The organism is Mesorhizobium sp. M0676 (assembly GCF_040320535.1).
Lineage (GTDB): Bacteria > Pseudomonadota > Alphaproteobacteria > Rhizobiales > Rhizobiaceae > Mesorhizobium.
This window is the reverse complement of the sequence record NZ_JAMYPU010000005.1, coordinates 219,664-238,372: the sequence shown is the minus strand read 5'-3', so window position 1 is coordinate 238,372 and position 18,709 is coordinate 219,664. Positions and strand designations below refer to the sequence as shown.

At 63.3% G+C, this 18,709-nt stretch carries 14 protein-coding genes and 1 pseudogene; 5 read left to right on the top strand and 10 right to left on the bottom strand.

Going from position 1 to position 18,709, the window contains the following annotated elements:
• Nucleotide 1 precedes the first annotated feature (1 nt).
• The 4 genes from NKI35_RS07885 to NKI35_RS07870 form a co-directional block, all read right to left on the bottom strand.
• A complete protein-coding gene (locus NKI35_RS07885) occupies nucleotides 2–832 on the bottom strand; it encodes a helix-turn-helix domain-containing protein (protein WP_023704022.1) in 831 nt (276 codons plus the stop codon).
• Nucleotides 833–957: 125 nt separating this feature from the next.
• Complete coding sequence (locus tag NKI35_RS07880) at nucleotides 958–1,191, bottom strand: DUF1127 domain-containing protein (protein WP_023671199.1); 234 nt, start codon at nucleotides 1,189–1,191, stop codon at nucleotides 958–960.
• A gap of 3 nt (nucleotides 1,192–1,194) precedes the next feature.
• Nucleotides 1,195–1,350: a hypothetical protein gene (locus NKI35_RS07875; RefSeq protein WP_023704021.1), complete on the bottom strand. Its 156-nt coding sequence runs from the start codon at nucleotides 1,348–1,350 to the stop codon at nucleotides 1,195–1,197.
• A gap of 164 nt (nucleotides 1,351–1,514) precedes the next feature.
• Complete coding sequence (locus NKI35_RS07870; RefSeq protein WP_352739387.1) at nucleotides 1,515–2,474, bottom strand: alpha/beta fold hydrolase; 960 nt, start codon at nucleotides 2,472–2,474, stop codon at nucleotides 1,515–1,517.
• A 457-nt stretch (nucleotides 2,475–2,931) separates the two neighbouring features.
• Here NKI35_RS07870 and NKI35_RS07865 point away from each other — a divergent pair, with 457 nt between their 5' ends.
• Together NKI35_RS07865 and NKI35_RS07860 are read left to right on the top strand one after the other, a co-directional pair.
• A complete protein-coding gene (locus NKI35_RS07865; RefSeq protein ID WP_352739385.1) occupies nucleotides 2,932–3,399 on the top strand; it encodes an Hsp20 family protein in 468 nt (155 codons plus the stop codon).
• Between the two features lie 157 nt (nucleotides 3,400–3,556).
• Entirely contained in the window at nucleotides 3,557–4,321 is a 765-nt protein-coding gene (locus NKI35_RS07860; protein WP_023686418.1) for a sulfite exporter TauE/SafE family protein, read from the top strand.
• Here the strand turns inward: NKI35_RS07860 and NKI35_RS07855 are convergent.
• From NKI35_RS07855 to NKI35_RS07845, 3 genes and pseudogenes are all read right to left on the bottom strand, one after another.
• A pseudogene (locus tag NKI35_RS07855) lies at nucleotides 4,318–5,025 on the bottom strand (MBL fold metallo-hydrolase); the annotation flags it as partial. The gene NKI35_RS07860 and the pseudogene NKI35_RS07855 overlap by 4 nt on opposite strands.
• A 39-nt stretch (nucleotides 5,026–5,064) precedes the next feature.
• On the bottom strand, nucleotides 5,065–5,214 hold the full coding sequence (locus NKI35_RS07850) for a hypothetical protein (protein ID WP_352739383.1): 150 nt from the start codon (nucleotides 5,212–5,214) through the stop codon (nucleotides 5,065–5,067).
• 18 nt (nucleotides 5,215–5,232) lie between these two features.
• Nucleotides 5,233–6,282, bottom strand: coding sequence for a threonine aldolase family protein (locus NKI35_RS07845; protein WP_352739381.1), 1,050 nt, complete (start codon nucleotides 6,280–6,282; stop codon nucleotides 5,233–5,235).
• A gap of 509 nt (nucleotides 6,283–6,791) precedes the next feature.
• Here NKI35_RS07845 and gltB point away from each other — a divergent pair.
• Both gltB and NKI35_RS07835 read left to right on the top strand, forming a co-directional pair.
• Complete coding sequence (gltB, locus tag NKI35_RS07840) at nucleotides 6,792–11,543, top strand: glutamate synthase large subunit (RefSeq protein WP_352739379.1); 4,752 nt, start codon at nucleotides 6,792–6,794, stop codon at nucleotides 11,541–11,543.
• Nucleotides 11,544–11,683: 140 nt separating this feature from the next.
• Nucleotides 11,684–13,138 (top strand): glutamate synthase subunit beta, encoded by a 1,455-nt coding sequence (locus tag NKI35_RS07835; protein WP_023686414.1) that lies wholly within the window; start codon nucleotides 11,684–11,686, stop codon nucleotides 13,136–13,138.
• On the opposite strand, the gene NKI35_RS07830 is transcribed toward NKI35_RS07835, so the two are convergent.
• Both NKI35_RS07830 and NKI35_RS07825 read right to left on the bottom strand, forming a co-directional pair.
• The gene (locus NKI35_RS07830; protein WP_023820653.1) at nucleotides 13,135–14,340 is read right to left on the bottom strand and encodes an SGNH/GDSL hydrolase family protein; all 1,206 of its coding nucleotides are present in this window, start codon (nucleotides 14,338–14,340) and stop codon (nucleotides 13,135–13,137) included. The genes NKI35_RS07835 and NKI35_RS07830 overlap by 4 nt on opposite strands.
• A 103-nt stretch (nucleotides 14,341–14,443) precedes the next feature.
• Complete coding sequence (locus NKI35_RS07825) at nucleotides 14,444–15,667, bottom strand: lytic murein transglycosylase (RefSeq protein ID WP_352739377.1); 1,224 nt, start codon at nucleotides 15,665–15,667, stop codon at nucleotides 14,444–14,446.
• Between the two features lie 207 nt (nucleotides 15,668–15,874).
• On the opposite strand from NKI35_RS07825, the gene galU reads away from it, so the two are divergent.
• Nucleotides 15,875–16,780 carry a UTP--glucose-1-phosphate uridylyltransferase GalU gene (gene galU, locus NKI35_RS07820; protein ID WP_023714035.1) on the top strand — a complete coding sequence of 302 codons (906 nt, stop codon included), beginning with the start codon at nucleotides 15,875–15,877 and terminating at the stop codon, nucleotides 16,778–16,780.
• Here galU and NKI35_RS07815 read toward each other — a convergent pair whose 3' ends face one another.
• On the bottom strand, nucleotides 16,781–18,565 hold the full coding sequence (locus tag NKI35_RS07815; RefSeq protein WP_352739375.1) for an outer membrane beta-barrel protein: 1,785 nt from the start codon (nucleotides 18,563–18,565) through the stop codon (nucleotides 16,781–16,783).
• Between the last annotated feature and the right edge of the window lie 144 nt (nucleotides 18,566–18,709).

Here is an 18,709-nt window from a genome sequence, read left to right as displayed (position 1 = left end):
ATCAGCGCGGCTTGATCGAGCGCTGGAATTCCGCCGGCGTTCGCCCGTAGACCTGCCTGAACGCTGAGCTGAAATGACTGTGGCTGGAGAAGCCGAGGTCCAGGCCGAGCGTGGTCAGATTGTCGTAGCAGCCAAGCAGGTCGAGCGCGCGCGCCAGCCGCAGGCGCAGATGGTAGCGATAGAGCGGCATCGCCTCGACCTGCTGGAAAACCTGCGTGAGATAAACCGGTGATACCCCGACTTCAGCGGCGATCTCGGCCAGCGTCCAGCGCCGCGAAAGATCCGAGGACAGGACGAGCTTGGCGCGATCGACCAGCTTCTGCCGGCCAGCGCTGGCGCCGGCGGCATGCGAGGTGCGCTCGCCGAGGGAGCGCCGCACCAGCGTCAGCGCCAGGGTTTCGGCCTCCAGCGTTTCGGCAATGTTGCGGCTCAGGCTGTGGCGCAGCACCGCCACCAGCGCCTGAGCCCGCGGGTCGATGCGGCGGCGCTGACGACGAAACGCCACGGCGCTGCCCGAGCGCAACTGCTCCTTCGGCGTCAACTCCTGCAGTTGCGCCTCCTCGACAACGAGATCGAGGCAGGAATCGCCACCCTCGACGGGATGGCTGATCCGGTAGCCTTCGGCGTTGTTGAAGAACAACAACTGGTTGGCTTCGGCGACCGCATCGTTGCGGCCGACATGGCGCACGAAGACGCCGCGGTAGGGAAACACAAGATGCGTGGCAGCGGTGCACTCTTCTTCGCTCTTGTGCCGGCATTCGCCGCTGCAGAGGACATCCCTCACCCTGACGGTGCCGGTGTCCAGAAGCGTCTGTACCGTGAACTGCGACATGGTGAGCTGAGACATGGCCGTTGCATTCTACCCTTGCGCCGAAAGCTGCTCCGGCACATTAGGCGATTGGCTTGTCCAAACCTGTCAGGAGACTTCACCTGTCAGGCCCTTCGTGCGGCCATGGCTCAGTCCCACAAACGGCGCATGTATTCGCAGTGAGCGTCGCTGCGCGACAGGCCGATGTCCTTGAGCTGTTCGTCGGTCATTTCGAGCAAGGCAAGGCGGCTTCGGCGCCTTTCCAGTTGACGGCCGATCCAGTTGGCCGCCGCGATGCCTTGTGTCCGCAAGGACCGCCGGAACGTCGCGGTTTGAGTTGTCGGCTGATGTGCGAGGCATTGCGCTGCATGATCGGGGCGCATCGCTCAGGCTTCCCCGTTGCCGGCCACTGATGCGCCGGCTTCGTTCAGCGCAATCGCGCATTCCTCACAGCAGACCTCGACGGTCTTGCCGCCGACCTTGACGCGGATCGGATTGGCGTCCAGCTGGCAATCGCAGGCAGCGCAGGTTTTCTCGGTCATGACGTCATCTCCTTGGCGTTCGGTTCGACACGGAGAGATGAGCATTCCGGGGCGGCACCGGCTGTCAGAATCTTTAGCTCTTTGTGTGCTGCCGGCGCTGCTCCTGACAGAAGGCTGTCAGCAGGCGCAAGCTCAAGGCGCCGTAACATGCAGCGCCGGCGGCATCAGGCTGTGGGGTCGTCGTTGCCGGGTATGAAGGCGTCGAAGGCGGCGAGCAACTGCTCGCGATAGACATCGGCCTCCTGCAGGATCTCGTGTTTCGAGCCATCGATCATCAGCAGCGAGCCGAGGCGCAGACGCCTGGCATAGGCTTCCACGGCCTTGGTCGAGACGACCTGATCGGCGCCGGCGGCGATCATCAGCAGCGGCACCTGGATCCTGGCCATGAAGTCGGGCTCGCTGATGGCTTCGCCTGCCTTGATTGCCGCCTGCAGCCAGCGGATCGTCGGCCCGCCGAGCGCCAGTTGCGGATAGTGCTCGTAGATTTTCGTGTTGCGCTGATAGCGCTCGGGGTCCGATGTCACCTTGTTGAGGGCGAAGGGCAGGGTTTCCCTGGGACGCGGACCCCAGGCGGCGTAGAGCCGGCCGAGGCCGAGAAAGCACAATACCGAGCAGACGCGGCGCGCCGTTTTTGCCGACACGGGCGAGTCGGGCACCGTCAGGAAAGGCGCAATCAGCACCATGCGACGCACCCGGTTGACCATCGACGGCGCCGCGAGCAGCGCGATCACGGCGCCCATCGAATGGGCGAGGATGTAATACGGGCCGCGGCAGTCGGGCAGCACGATATCCTCGAAGAACTGTTCGAGGTCGCCGGTGTAATCGTAGAAGGAGCGGACATAGCCGCGTTGCGGGTCGGCGATCAGGCGGTCGGAATCGCCCTGGCCGCGCCAGTCGAGCGTGGCGACGCCGAGGCCGCGGTCGGTCAGGTTGCGGATGGTTTCGAAATACTTCTCGATGCACTCGTTGCGGCCGGGCAGCAGCACGACGGTGCCTTTCAGCGGCCGAGTGACCGCGGCAAACAGGCCGTAGCGGATCTTCTTGCCGTCGCGCGTGGTGAAAAAGCCGCCGGCGACATTTTGCGGCGGCGGATTGCCTGGCGTGGGATGGAAGAGATCCGTCATTAGGCGCTTGCGTCTTCGTGGTGTCTCACCCGGCAGGGCGTCGGCATGGTGATAGACGCCAATGGATGAAAAGCAAAGGGAGGGCGCCAAGGGGGCGGACGAACGACAAGCAAGGCCGGAAGCAGCCTGCGGCGGCGTGCTTCCGGCCTCTGTCGATCCGGGAGGAAGGGACGTTACACCCGGTCGGCCTCGTCGCGGCGCTTTCATCCGGCGCCGCCTGGTTCTTTATCCTGGGGGCACTCTAGCGCCGGCCGGCTGAACGGGCGCCGAAGCAGCGGTTCATCTGCCGTTCATCGACGCCTCGATTGGCGCTCTTCAAAAATCCTTGAAATGAGCTTTTGCGCTCCCCAAATGTCGGATGCAGCCGCCGATCTTGGGGCTGCTGGTCCACCGAAACGCCTTTCCAGGGTTTCGCACCGGCCACACGCAAACATGTTGCTCAACAGGAGAACACCTCATGCGTCACGTTGATTTTTCCCCGCTCTATCGCTCGACCGTCGGCTTCGACCGCCTGTTCACCATGCTCGACTCGCTGGCCCAGCCCGATGGCGCGCAGACCTATCCGCCCTACAACATCGAGCGCACCGGCGAGGACGCCTATCGCATCTCGATGGCGGTTGCCGGCTTCTCGGAGGAAGAGATTTCGATCGAAGCCCACCGCAACGTGCTGACCGTCAAGGGTGAGCGCAAGGAAGAGGGCAATGGCGAAGGCTCCGAGCTGCTCTACCGCGGCATTGCCTCGCGTTCGTTCGAGCGCCGCTTCCAGCTTGCCGACCATGTCGAGGTCGTCGGCGCCACGCTGAAGAACGGCCTGCTTTTCGTCGACCTTAAGCGCAACATCCCCGAGGAGCTGAAGCCGCGCAAGATCGCGATTACCGCCTCTTTGGCCAACGCCAAGCAGATCGAGGCCAAGAACGCCGCGTGATCAAGACGGCGGCGTCACAACGCCCAAGGTTGAAAGCGTCTCCTCCCGAGACGAAAGCGGCGCCGCGAGGCGCCGCTTTTTTTCGCCGCAGCCTCTGTCACCCCAACCGAAGAGTTCTGGCTCTTTTGCGGCGGGCGCCGTCTTCCCATGAAGGGCGATGTCTGATCTCTCGGCTGATTTTTCCCTGGCCCTAACGGCAACCATTGCGGTGACCTTCCTGCTGGCCGGCATCGTCAAGGGCGTTACCGGTATGGGACTGCCGACGTTGGCGATGGGGCTGCTGGGCACAATCATGCCGCCGGTCGCCGCGGCTTCGCTGCTGATCGTGCCGTCCTTCGTCACCAATATCTGGCAGCTGTTTGCCGGCCCGAGCTTCGGATGGATCCTCAGGCGGCTGTGGCTGATGATGGTCGGCATCGTCGCCGGCACGCTGGCCGGCTCATGGCTGCTGGCCAGCGACAATGTCAAATGGACGACGGCCGGCCTCGGGGCGGCGCTGATCGTCTATGCCGTCTATACGCTGCTGGCGCGGCAGTTGACGGTTCCCGCGTCAGCCGAGCGCTGGTCGTCGCCCATCGTCGGTTTCCTTACCGGCATCGTCACCGGCGGCACCGGCGTGTTCGTCGTGCCCGCTGTACCTTACATTCAGGCGCTGGGCTTGAGCCGTGACGATCTGATCCAGGCGCTCGGCCTGTCCTTCACCGTGTCGACGATCGCGCTCGCTGCCGGCCTTGCCTCGCACGGCGCGTTCCAGGTCGGGCATGTCGCCATGTCGTCGCTGGCGGTTGCGCCGGCCTTGCTCGGCATGTGGCTCGGACAGTTGCTCCGGCAGCGGATCAGCCCGGCGACCTTCCGGCGCTGGTTTCTTGTTTTCCTGATCTTGCTTGGCCTCGAGCTTTTGGCGCGGCCTTTCCTTGCTTAGCGATCGGTGCCGGTTGCGAGAACGGCCTCGACGTTTTGCCGGTGGACGGGCTCGTACAGCGCGAAGTACTCGACCGCGCCCGTGGCGAATATGTCGGCGCCGCAGGTTTTCAGATCCTGCTTCGCAAGATCAGGCTCACGCCGGCAGCGAAGCAGTTTTTGAACGTAGGCTTGCGTCGCGGCGATGAGGCCTTTGTCGTAGCCGCCTCGCTCAATCGCTTCGAGCGAGCCGTGATTGGGCAAGATGCGGTCTATCGACCAGCCGGCCATGCGTTCGAGATCGACCAGATGTTGCGCCAGCCGATCCGCCTCGCTGACATAGGTGATCGGATCCTCGAGCGTGTCGCCCGCCAGGAGCAGGCCGGTTTCGGGCATGAACAGCACCGTGCCGTCATGGCTGTGGATTTCGACCTGACGCAGTTCGACGGCGATCGATCCAACGGCGAGGTCAAGACTGCCTGCGAAGGTCCTGTTCGGCAGCACGAGAGGCTTGATCGGTGGAACACCGCTTTCGATCTCAGCCCGGTTGTTCGCGAGCGCCGAGGCGGTGAGCGTGTTGGCGATAATCTCGCAATCCTGAAACACCTCATTGCCGGCAATATGATCGTCATGCCAGTGGCTGAGCACGACCCGGATCGATGTTGCGCCCATGTCTTCGAGCGTCTGCCTGATGAAGCGCGCGTGAGGCAGCGAAATATGCGTGTCGTAGACAAGCGCCTGCGAAGCTTATACGATCGCATAGTTTCAGATGCAGAGGGCATAGGCGCCGTCGTCCAGCCAGTTCGGCTCGTCCGACCAGGCGCGAACGCCGTCAACGCGGCCATCGTAGAAGCCGAGCACGTTTGGCGCCGGGCGAACCAGCCGCATGGTTGAGCCGAGAGGTGGCTTTGTCATTGGCGCGGTCTCGCGGGTTCAGGCGATCATCTGGCCGAAGCGATCGACCTCATCTGAAGTCGTGGCAAAGCTGGTGACGAAGCGATAGAGCAACTCGTCCTCGCCGACATGGCCGTCGAAGCCGCGCGGCCTGTGCCAGTCGTAAAAGGCTGCGCCGACGGATTGCAGCCTTTCGGCTTCCGCCTTTTTCATCACCGCGAACACCTCGTTGGCCTGCGGCAACCAGGCGAGCTTCGCCGTTGCCGAATCCTCGATCGCAGCCGCCAGGCGCGCGGCCATGGCATTGGCATGACGGGCCGTGTCCAGCCACAGGCCGTCCGTGAAGTAGGCGTCGAACTGCGCTGCGATGAAGCGCGACTTGGAGAACAGCTGTGCGGCGCGCTTGCGCAGGAAGGACAACTCCTTGGCGCGGTCTAGATCGAACAGCACCACCGCTTCGGCGCACCAGCAGCCGTTCTTGGTGCCGCCGAACGAGACGATGTCGACGCCGCGCTTCCAGGTCATTTCGGCCGGCGTCGTCTCAAGCGCGACCAATGCGTTGGCAAAACGGGCGCCGTCCATATGCAGCGGCAGGGAAAAGCGTTTGGCGATCTCCGAAATGGTGGAAATGTCGTCGAGCCCGTACACTGTGCCGACTTCGGTCGATTGGGTGATCGAGACGGCCGTCGGGCGTCCCCAATGGACGATTTCGGGTGCGAAACGGGCGACGGCGCGTTCAAGATTGTGCGGATCGATCTTGCCCAGGGCGCCGTCGACAGCATGGAGACGCGAGCCGCCGCTGAAATATTCCGGCGCGCCGCATTCGTCCTCGATGATGTGCGATTCGCGGTGCGCAAAGGAAATGCCGCCGGGCTTGTTGTAAGCGGCCAGGGACAGCGAGTTGGCCGCCGTGCCGGTAGCGACGAAGAACACCGCGACCTCGCGTTCGAAGATCTCGCTGAAACGCTGGTAGACGGCCCGGTCGAGATCGCCATCGCCATAGGCGGTCGAAAAGCCGCCGGCATTGGCTGACAGCCCGGCGGCAATGTTGGAATGGACGCCCGCCCAGTTGTCGGATGCAAAGAACATCAGGAAAGTCCCTGCCTGGTTGAGAAAGTCTGGTTGCGACAAGAGCGCGACCATGGCCGTTTCGGGGTTTGACGCGCAAGGGCCAAGGGCTGAAAAAGCGGTAAAGCCAAAGGCGATCACGAAGGAGTGCCGGGACCGAAATTTCGTTTCAACAGCGCCCGACGTAATTTTCTGTCGCCAAACGTCCAAGAATTTGGTGAATCGGTCTTGTGTGCGCCCAGGATTTCTGCCATAAAAATTTAGGACAGTAGTGCTGTCTTATTTTGTCGCACAAGTCAGGCTGGATTGGCGTATCATTTGGGCCACTCCGGCCGTTGCCGCGAGCGACGGGTAGACGGCTCGGCTGTGGCCTGTACGATACCGGATACGAACCGGCGGTGCACCGCACGGTCCGCCAAGGATTTCGAAAAGACGTGCCGCAAGAATGAGAGCGGAAGCCAGTCGCTTCCCAAGGTAGACCAGCGCCCCAAATGCTAGACGTGCAAGGGGCCGGATCGGAGGACAGGACGATGACGGAACTGACGCCCTCTGCGATTATCGGCCAGGCCGCGCAGACGAAAGCGGCAGCCGTTAAAAATACCGTTCTGACCAAAGAAGGCCAGACCACCAACGGCCTGACCACCAATGGCATGGCCGCGCAGGGTCTCTATGATCCGCGCAACGAGCATGACGCGTGCGGCGTCGGCTTCATCGTCAACATGAAGAACGTGAAGTCGCACCAGATCGTCAAGGACGGGCTCTTCGTGCTCGAAAACCTGACGCATCGCGGCGCTGTCGGCGCCGATCCGCTGATGGGCGACGGCGCCGGCGTGCTGGTGCAGGTTCCCGATCATTTCTTCCGCGAAGAGATGGCGGCCCAGGGCGTCGAACTGCCGGCGGCAGGCCAATACGGCGTCGGCCACTGGTTCATGCCGCAGGATGCGGCACTGCGCGCCCATATCGAGGAGATCATCGCCGAATCGGCGCAGTCAGAAGGGCTGCCGCTGCTCGGCTTTCGCGACGTGCCGGTCGACAATTCATCGCTGTCGAAGGCGCCCGATATTGCGGCCTCCGAACCGTTCCATCGCCAGGTCTTCATCGGCCGCACATCGGACATTCCAGATGACGAGGAATACGAGGCCAGGCTGTACCTGCTGCGCAAGGTGATTTCCGGCCGCATCTACGCCGAGAACAACAACAAGGATATCGGCGCCTACTGTGTGTCGCTATCGGCGCGTACCATCGTCTACAAGGGCATGTTCCTGGCCTACCAGGTCGGCGCCTATTACAAGGATTTGTCGGATCCGCGTTTCGAGACCGCGCTGATCCTCGTCCACCAGCGCTTCTCGACCAACACCTTCCCGTCATGGAAGCTCGCGCACCCCTACCGCATGGTCGCGCATAATGGCGAGATCAACACGGTGCGTGGCAACAACAACTGGATGGCGGCGCGCCAGGCCTCGGTCGATTCCGAACTGTTCGGCAACAACATCTCGAAGCTGTGGCCGATCTCCTATGACGGCCAGTCCGACACGGCGTGCTTCGACAATGCGCTCGAATTCCTATTCCAGGGCGGCTACAGCCTCAGCCACGCCATGATGATGCTGATCCCGGAAGCCTGGGCCGGCAACAAGCTGATGGATGCCGACCGCAAGGCTTTCTACGAATACCACGCAGCCCTTATGGAGCCGTGGGACGGGCCGGCCGCGGTCGCCTTCACCGACGGTCGCCAGATCGGCGCCACGCTCGACCGCAACGGTCTGCGCCCGGCGCGCTACATCGTCACCGACGACGACCGCGTCATCATGGCGTCAGAGGCCGGCGTGCTGCCGGTGCCGGAGGAGAGGATCGTCAAGAAGTGGCGGCTGCAGCCCGGCCGCATGCTTCTGATCGACCTCGCCAAAGGCCGCATCATTTCCGACGAGGAGATCAAGTCGGAAATCGCCACCAGGCATCCCTACAAGACCTGGCTCAACAACACGCAGCTGATCCTCGAGGATCTGAAGCCGGTCGAGCCGCGCGCGCTACGCAAGGATGTCAGCCTTCTCGATCGCCAGCAGGCTTTCGGCTACAGCCAGGAAGACACCAAGCTGCTGATGTCGCCGATGGCGACCACCGGCCAGGAAGCCGTGGGTTCGATGGGAACCGACACGCCGATCTCGGCGATGTCGGACAAGTCGAAGCTGCTCTACACCTATTTCAAGCAGAACTTCGCCCAGGTAACCAACCCGCCGATCGACCCGATCCGCGAAGAGCTGGTGATGAGTCTGGTGTCGTTCATCGGGCCGCGGCCGAACATCTTCGACCTGGTCGGCAATTCGCGCCGCAAGCGGCTCGAAGTGCGCCAGCCGATCCTGACCAATGGCGATCTGGAAAAGATCCGCTCGATCGGCCACACGGAAGACCGTTTCGACACCAAGACCATCGATATCACCTACGGGTCGAGCGAGGGCGCGTCCGGCATGCAGGGCGCGGTCGAACGTCTGTGCGAGCGGGCGGAAGCCGCTGTCGCCGGCGGCTACAACATCATCATCCTGTCCGACCGCCAGGTCGGTCCCGACCGTATCGCCATTCCGGCACTGCTGGCGACGGCTGCCGTGCACCACCATCTGATCCGCAAGGGTCTGCGCACCGCGGTCGGCCTTGTCGTCGAATCCGGCGAGCCGCGCGAAGTGCATCATTTCTGCTGTCTCGCCGGCTACGGCGCCGAGGCGATCAACCCCTACCTTGCCTTCGATACGCTGCTCGACATGCACAAGCGTGGCGAACTGCCGGCTGAGGTCGACGCCTACGAGGTGGTCTCGCGTTACATCAAGTCGATCGGCAAGGGCATCCTCAAGGTGATGTCGAAGATGGGCATCTCCACCTACCAGTCCTATTGCGGCGCGCAGATATTCGACGCCATCGGGCTGAAGTCGGATTTCGTCGAGAAGTACTTCACCGGCACAGCGACGCTGATCGAAGGTGTCGGCCTGGACGAGGTCGCGGCTGAGACGCTCAGCCGCCACACCGACGGTTTCGGCAACGATCCGGTGCTGCGCAACAGCCTCGAGGTCGGCGGCGAGTACATGTACCGCATGCGCGGCGAAGCCCATATGTGGTCGCCCGACGCCGTCGCCACCTTGCAGCACGCCGTGCGCCAGGGCTCGTGGGAGACGTTCAAGGAGTATTCCGCGCAGATCGACAGCGAGACGGCCCGTGCTCAGACCATACGCGGCCTGTTCAGGATCAAGCTTGCGGAAGAGACCGGCCGCAAGAAGGTGGCGATAGAGGACGTGATGTCGGCGGCCGATATCGTCAAGCGCTTCTCGACAGGGGCGATGTCGTTCGGCTCGATCTCGCGCGAGGCACACACGACGCTGGCGCGCGCCATGAACCAGATCGGCGGCAAGTCGAACACCGGCGAGGGCGGCGAAGAGGCCGACCGCTATCTGCCGCTGCCCGGCGGCGGCAAGAACCCCGAACGTTCGGCGATCAAGCAGGTCGCCTCGGGGCGGTTTGGCGTCACCGCCGAGTATCTCGTCAATTCCGATGTCATGCAGATCAAGGTCGCGCAGGGCGCCAAGCCCGGTGAGGGCGGCCAGCTGCCCGGCCACAAGGTCGACGCCACCATCGCCAAGGTCCGGCACTCGACGCCTGGCGTCGGCCTGATCTCGCCGCCGCCGCATCACGACATCTATTCGATCGAGGATCTGGCGCAGCTGATCTACGATCTGAAGAACGTCAACCCGGCGGCCGATGTCTCGGTAAAGCTGGTGTCGGAAGTCGGTGTCGGCACGGTCGCGGCGGGCGTCGCCAAGGCGCGCGCCGACCACATCACCATCTCCGGCTATGATGGCGGCACCGGCGCGTCGCCGCTGACCTCGCTCAAGCATGCCGGCAGCCCGTGGGAAATGGGCCTAGCCGAGACGCACCAGACGCTGGTGCTGAACGGGCTGCGCTCGCGCGTTGCGCTGCAGGTCGATGGTGGCTTGCGCACTGGGCGCGACGTCATCATCGGTGCGCTGCTCGGTGCCGACGAGTTCGGCTTCTCGACCGCGCCGCTGATCGCGGCCGGCTGCATCATGATGCGCAAGTGCCACTTGAACACCTGCCCGGTCGGCGTCGCGACGCAGGACCCGGTTCTGCGCAAGCGTTTCAAGGGCACGCCCGAGCATGTCATCAACTTCTTCTTCTATGTTGCGGAAGAGGTGAGGGGGCTGCTGGCCGAGATGGGCTACACCCATATCGACCAGATCATCGGCGACAGCGACCTGCTGGAAAAGCGCGAGATGATCCAGCATTGGAAGGCGCGTGGGCTCGATTTCGGCAAGATGTTCTTCAAGCCGGACGCGCCGCATGAGGCGGTGCACTGGACCGAACGGCAGAAACACCCGATCGACGATGTACTCGATCGCAAGCTAATCGAACTGGCGAAGCCCGCGCTCGAAAGCAAGCAGCCGGTCAAGATCGAGGTCGACATCCGCAATGTCGATCGCTCCACGGGCGCCATGCTGTCGGGCGAAGTCGCCAAGCGCTTCAGGCACAAGGGCCTGCGCGAGGACACGATCCAGGTGAAGCTGACCGGCACCGCCGGCCAGTCGTTCGGCGCCTTCCTGGCGCGCGGCATCTCGTTCGATCTCGTCGGTGCGGCCAACGACTATGTCGGCAAGGGCCTGTCGGGCGGACGCATCGTCATCCGGCCGCCGGAGGAGTCCAGGATCGTCGCGGCGGAATCGATCATCGTCGGCAACACCGTCCTCTATGGCGCGACCGAGGGCGAGGCCTATTTCGCAGGTGTCGCCGGCGAGCGCTTCGCGGTGCGCAATTCGGGCGTCGCCGCCGTCGTTGAAGGCGTCGGCGATCATGGCTGCGAATACATGACCGGCGGCATCGTCGTCGTCATCGGCCAGACCGGTCGCAACTTCGCTGCCGGCATGTCGGGCGGCGTGGCCTATGTTCTGGATGAGGCCGGCGATTTCGCCGCGCGCTGCAACATGGCGATGGTCGAGCTTGAGCCGGTTCCGGAAGAAGACGATCTGATGGAAAGGCTGCTGCATCATGGCGGTGACCTCGACCACAAGGGTCGCGTCGACGTCTCGGGCGACATGACCACCCATGACGAGGAACGGCTTTACCAGCTTATCTCGAACCACGTCCATTTCACCGGTTCGGTACGCGGCCGCGAGATACTCGACGACTGGACGACCTTCCGGCCGAAATTCCGCAAGATCATGCCGGTCGAATACCGCCGCGCGCTGATCGAGATGGAACGCATGCGCATGGGCGTGGCGGCGGAATAGGTTTTTCGACTTGCCGGGAGGCGCAGGCTTCCCGGCGGAACTTTCAGCGACAGTTTGACCTCGGATGCAAGGTTGCCACGGCTGCCTCAAGGGGTTAACGGGTGCGAAAACCGCACCATCTGGACAGCAGGAACTGGACTATGGGCAAGGTAACAGGCTTTCTCGAAATCGACCGGCAGGTGCACAAGTACCAGCCGGCCTCCGACCGCATCCGGCATTTTCGTGAATTCACGCTGCCGATGTCCGACAAGGAGGTCGAGAAACAGGCGGCGCGCTGCATGGATTGCGGCATCCCGTTCTGCCACGGGCCGACCGGTTGCCCGATCCACAACCAGATCCCGGACTGGAACGACCTCGTCTACAATGGCGACTGGGACAATGCGATCCGCAACCTGCATTCGACCAACAATTTCCCCGAGTTCACCGGCCGCATCTGCCCCGCGCCCTGCGAGGAAGCCTGCACGCTGAACCTCGAGGACATTCCGGTTGCCATCAAGACTGTCGAACAGGCAATCGCCGACAAGGCTTATGAAACCGGCCATATCCGGCCTTATCCGCCAGAGAAGAAGACGGGCAAGCGGGTCGCTGTCATCGGCTCCGGCCCGGCAGGGATGGCGGCGGCGCAGCAGCTTGGCCGCGCCGGCCACGAGGTCAGCGTTTATGAGCGTGAGAGCCGTCCCGGCGGGCTGATGCGCTACGGCATTCCCGACTTCAAGATCGAGAAGCACTATATCGACCGCCGCATCGAGCAGATGCAGGGCGAGGGCGTGACCTTCCATTGCGGCGTCAATGTCGGCGTCGACAAGCCGGTGGCAGAGTTGCTCGCCGGATACGATGCGGTGCTCTATTGCGGCGGTTCGGAATCGCCGCGTCCGGCCAACATTCCGGGCGACGATCTCGGCGGCGTCTATGACGCCATGCCCTATCTGGTGCAGCAGAACCGTCGCGTCGGCGGCGAGCCGATCCAGTCGGTGGCCTGGCCGTCGCATCCGATCATCGCCGGCGGCCAGCATGTCGTCGTCGTCGGCGGCGGCGATACCGCGTCCGACTGCGTCGGCACCGCCTTCCGCCAGGGCGCGGTGCGCGTCACCCAACTCGACATCCGCCCGCAGCCGCCGGAGAAGGAAGACAAACTTTCGGTCTGGCCTTACTGGGCGACCAAGATGCGCACCTCGTCCTCACAGGCCGAAGGTGCGGAGCGCGAATTCCAGGTGGCGACGCTCGAATTCATCGGCGAGGACGGCCAGCTGACCGGCGTCAAATGCTGCGAAGTCGACGAGAAGCGCAAGCCTATCCCCGGCACCGAATTCGTCATCCGTGCAGACCTCGCCTTCATCGCCATAGGCTTTGCCGGACCGGCTGCCGCCGGCGTCGCGAAAGAGCTGGACGGTGAGATGAAAATCACCACCGACAGCCGCCGTTCCCGCAATGTCGAAGCCAACGATCGCGACTACAAGACCAGCGTCGACAAGCTCTACGCCGCAGGTGATGTGCGCCGCGGCCAGTCGCTGGTTGTGTGGGCGATCCGCGAAGGCCGCCAGGCCGCGCGCTCGATCGATGAAGCGCTGATGGGGTCGACGGTACTCCCCCGTTAACGGTTGATCGCCGTCGTCGTATCCGTCGCGGCAGCGGCCTTGGGCGGCCACGAGAAGTCGTCGGCGCGGCCGGGCGAGGCCTCGGGCGCCTTGCCTTCGAGGATTAGTTTTTCGCCGGGCAGATCCGGATTGGCTTTCGGCGCCGCCGCCGCACCGAGAAGTTCGGTACCGCCGTCGAGCGCCGGATCGTTGAGCAGCATCGGAACGGTGCGGTCGACCACGATCGGGGCGGCGGGCAGCGACGGCGCCTCGACCGGGGCGCCGGCCGGTGCGGCAGCCGTCACCACGCTTCCCGGCGCTGCCAGGCCGAGGATCTTGGCCAGCGGCTTTTCGGTGTAGAAGGCGAGCTTTCGCTTGCCGGCTTTCGAGACGTTGATGCCGTCGTCGGAGCGCAGCCGCACGGCCTGGCCGTTAATGTCGGGGCCGGTCGAGACAAAGGCGCCGTTCTCGTCGACGAACCCATCCCAGACATCGACGAATTCGCCGCCGTTCTTCTCGGCAGCCGAGTGGTAGATGTCGTTGAATGCCAGCATGTCGGAGGTCATCTTCGGCGTCTTGAAGGCTGGCATGCCGACCCACAGATAAGGCACCTTGGTCGCCGCCAGTGCCTTTCCCAAGGCTTCGGTCCGGCGTTCGTATTCCTTGGTCCAGTTCTCGGAGCGCGGCTGCTCGCGCACATCGTTGACGCGCATCTGCTGGCGGTCGTTGGAGCCGAGCATGACGACGACCACGGAGGGTTTTTCGGTCTCGACCAGCGATTTGACCTGTTCGGGCCAGTTGTAGACATCATCGCGCACGAAACCCGAAGAACCGTTGGCGCGCTCGACGATCCTGACGTTGGCATTGTCGGCAAAGGCTGTTTCGAGGCCTTCAGCCAGGCCGTTGGCCATGAAATCGCCGATCACCAGAACGACGCGGGCATCCGGTGTCTTCTCGACAATCGGAGCGGAAGGTTCAACGGGTGCACGGGGCTTCTTCTTGACCTTCGGCTTTGCCTTGCGGACGTCGAGCGGCGGCTCGATGCGTTCGCTGCGGCGCGGGAACAGAAGGTCGCGCAGCGACCAGCCGCGGTTCTGCGGTTGCTCCTGCGCCAAAGCCGGTGTGTGGAAACTGCCGGCGACCCCCGTCGCCAGGACAACGATGGCCAGAACGAGGATCGGCAAGCGGAAAACGATCACACGGATACGCGCTGCCGAAACCAAGCACCCTCTCCATCCCTTGGTGCATGGCCCTCGCAGCGGATCATGCACACATCAATGCTACGGCATCCCTTGTGCGCCGCAATGCGCGGCGCTGCCGATGGCTCTATTTCTTTCTGAGCCATTTGAGCACTTCCATGCTCGGATACCCGTCCTGGGTCAAGCCGACCGTTGCCTGATAGGTCATGATGGCGGTTTTCGTGCCGTCACCGATCTTGCCGTCGAACTTGCCGTCGTAAAGTCCGTGCTGCGAAAGCCGCTTCTGCAACTCCTGCCTTTCCTCGAAGGACAGTTTGGTGAAAGGCCGCTTCCAGTCCTGCACCAGACCATTAGAACCGGCGATTTCGTCGGCAAGAAGGCCGACGGCCAGGGCATATTTGTCGGCGTTGTTGTAGGCCTTGATGACGGAGAAGTTCTTGATCATCAGGAAGGCCGGTCCGCCGCGGCCGTCCGGCACTTTCAGGGTCGCCTTGTCGGTTGGGTTCTTGAACGGCTTGCCATTGGCCCTGGCGACGCCGAGCGCCTGCCACTGCGCCAATGTCTTCGAGCCGGCCGGCAGTTTGCCCGCCGGAATGGTGACCTCGTAGCCCCAGGTCTTGCCGCCCTGCCAGCCATTCTTCTTCAGCAGATTGGCTGATGTCGCCAACGCATCGGGGATCGAATTCCAGATGTCGCGCTTGCCGTTGCCGTCCATGTCGACGGCATAATGCTGGTAGCTGGTCGGGATGAACTGGGTCTGGCCCATGGCGCCGGCCCAGGAGCCCATCAGGTGGCTTTCGTCGATGTCGCCGGTCTGCAGGATTTTCAGCGCGGCGACCAATTGGGTGCGGGCGAATTTCGAACGCTTCGGGTCGCCATAGGCGAGGGTTGCCAGCGAGCGGATGACATTGCGCATGATGTCGTCGCGCTTGAGGATCTCGCCATAATTCGATTCCATCGACCAGATGGCGAGCAGGATGTAGCGGTCGACGCCGAACCTGGCTTCGATCCGGTCCAGCCACGGCTTCCATTTCCTGGCCATCTGCTGGCCGACGGCAACGGACTGGTCGTGGACGCGGTTGTCGAAATAGTCCCAGGCAGGTGCGGTGAATTCGGGCTGGGTGCGTGCCTTTTCCAGCACCACCGGGTCGGGCTCATTGATGCCCCGGAACGCTCGGTCGTAGACCCCGCCGGAAACGCCGCCCGCCACGGCCGTGGCGCGGAAGCCGGCGACCCATTGCCGAAAACCGGCATCGGCGAAGGCCGGTCCGGCCGGCATCAGCAAGGCGAGCGAGAGGCTGGCCGCCGTCAGCACGCTGGTAAAGAGTTTTGCGGCACTGCGAACGGACATATTTTCCCCTTTCTCTATCTCAGGAAAGACCATTCATCGCCGAACCGGGTTAGCAATTGGTTTACCATAGGCGGCGCCTGGAACGAAAAGACACCTGGATGCTTTACCGGTTGATGTTTCCCTCAATGGCCCGATAATCCACAATTCCGGCGCGAAAATGTCGCGAGGCGGGATTGCCGGGCACGCCCTCAAACGGATAATTGACGCATGAAGCGAGTTCGCAAGGCAGTTTTCCCGGTCGCCGGTCTCGGCACACGGTTTCTCCCGGCCACAAAGGCCATCCCCAAGGAGATGCTGACCGTCGTCGACCGGCCCGTCATCCAGTATGTCGTTGATGAGGCGCGCGAGGCCGGCATCGAACATTTCATCTTTGTCACCGGCCGCAACAAGGCGGTCATAGAAGACCATTTCGATATCCAGTTCGAGCTCTATGATACGCTGGCACAGCGCGGCAAGGACGAGCAGTTGGCCCGCCTGCAGCGGCTGCAGCCGGCGCCTGGGCAGACCTCCTTCACCCGCCAGCAGGTGCCGATGGGGCTCGGCCACGCCGTCTGGTGCGCCCGCGAACTGGTCGGCGACGAACCCTTCGCGCTGTTGCTGCCCGACATGATCATGCAGTCGGAGAAGAGCTGCACGAAGGCCATGGTCGAGCTCTACGAGGAGACGGGCAACAACATCATCGCCGTGCAGGAATGCGATCCGGCCGAAACCCACAAATATGGCATTGTCGGCCGGGGCGAGGACACGCATCACGGCTTCCGCATCACCGAGATGGTCGAAAAGCCGAAGACCGGCACCGCGCCGTCCAATCTCTACATCAACGGCCGCTACATCCTGCAGCCCGAGATTTTCAAGATCCTGGAAAGCCAGGAAAAGGGCGCCGGCAACGAGATCCAGCTCACCGACGCGATGCTGAAGCTGGAAAAGCAGCAGCCCTTCTTTGGCTACCACTTTCAGGGCCGCACCTTCGATTGCGGCTCGCCGGAAGGGTTCGTCGAGGCCAATGTCGCCTTCGCGCTGTGGCGCAGCGACATGAACGAGAACATGGCCGGCGTCATCCGCACGCTGCTCGATGAGATGAAGCCGTCCGAGCGTCGCGGCGCTGCTTTTTAGCTACCGCTGCAGCTTCAGCCCCAAATAGATGCTGTTGGCGGTGTAGTTGCGCCCGGGCAGATTGCTGGTCAGCTTTTCGGTGCGGGCGCGGCTGGTGAGACCGACGTAACGGTTCAGCCACCAGGTCAGCCCGGCCTCTGCACTCAGCGTCATGTCATGGCCGTCGGAGCCGGTGTAATTGCGCCAGTCGAGCCCAAGGGCTGCGTTGCCGGTCAGGTCGGCGCGGATCTGCCGCTCGCCGGTGAGGCGGCCGGAATAGAGGATGTCGCCGCTCTCACCGGCATTCGTTGTGCCTTCGACCGTGGTTCGCCCGGTGAGGCCGATGATGGTGCCGCGCTCGGGCGACCATTTGAGGTCGGCATTGATGGTGGCTCCCGAAATCGCCTCCAGGTTCTTGTCGTCGATCGCTTCCCGCAGCCAGCCGGCCGAGAACTCACCTTTGAGCTTCTCGCCCATGTCGACTTCGATACCGGCGCGTGCGCCAAGCCGGGTCGAAGAGCGCTCGAAGCCCTTGTTGTCGATCCGTTGGTCATATACCCGGCGGCCGAGCTCAATCTCGGCAAAGGGCGTCAGAGCCGGGGAAATTTCATAGCCGGTCCGCAACGTTGCGGTATAGAGCGTGTTGTCCTGGTCCTTCTGCGACAGCGAGGTGCCATCGGTAAGTTCGGCATCGCCATAGATGTCGTGGGTGACTGCGCCGGTCAGCGCAAAGCGCATCTTGCCAACGTCCTTCTCGACGCCGAGGCTGCCGTCGACCGTCTGGCGGATCGGCTGCGATTTGACGCCGGCAATGGCGTCGGGCGCGGAGGCCGATTCCGGCGCAATCTCGTAGCCGAGCTTGGCGATGGCGCGCAGTTCATTGTCGAGGTCGACATTGTACGTGCCTTGGATACGGCCGCGTGCCTCATTGATCTTCTGGCCCGAAATGGTGTTGCGGAAATTGCCGTAGCCGTCGATGACCGCCGAATTCTCGCGCCAATCGGAGGCGGCGGAGAAACGCAGCGCCGTTTCGGACAGCACCGCCGACTTGCCGCCAGCGCTGGAATCGGCGTTCGACGTGACGGCAACGCCCTGCTCGAGCGTCGGCCGCAGCAGGAACGAGCCGACCTTGATGCCGGTTGCCGCGTACGGGTCGTCCTCGAGCTTCTTCTTCTGGCCCTCGATGGCGTCGGTGCGCTCGGCGCCAGGGTCGAGCTTTCGTCGGTCGACGCCGTCGACGGTGAGGACACGGCGGTTGGCTGTGTCCTGATCGGCGTCGTCTGCCGCAGTGCCGTCCGGAGTCGTTCCGGTGGTGGTCTGGTCCGTGGCTTTGCCAGGCTTCTTCTTGTCGGCAGCCTTGGTTTTGTCCTTGGCCTTGTCTGCATCCGCGGCGGCGCGTTGCTTTGCCGTCGACGGACGGCGTGGCTGGACGGTTGGCGGCTTGTCGGCGAACAAATCGTAGATGGTCGCCGGCGGGTCGAAAATGCTGTCTGCGCCGGCCTGTGACGGGTCGGTGTCGTCAGGCAAGGCGCCATGGCTGGCCGGCACATAAGCGGTTGGCGTGTTTCCCGTGGGGGCCGTGTCGGCAGGGGCGGGCTTGACCTGCCTGTTGGCCTTGCTCAATTGCCTGGCCCGGCGCTGCTGGTCGGACAGGATCGCCGATTCCGAAACTTCGCCGCGCAGCTCGGTCTCCTGGGCATGAAGCGCAGTTGGCCGTAGCAAAGCGAGCACGCTCGTCGCCAGAAGCAGAGCGCAAAAGGCTCTGCCCGTTCGACCTTTTTTCTCTTGAGGCTGGGCCCGCGACATCGTCACCACTGCTTGCGCGGCGCAAGCGCGCCATACTTACCGAACCGTAAACGGGGATGGTTAACGGAGGGTTGAAGGTGTGCCTGTACGACATGGCTGGACGGCAATTCTGTTGGACAGGCGAACGGCAAAGCGCTAATCGCA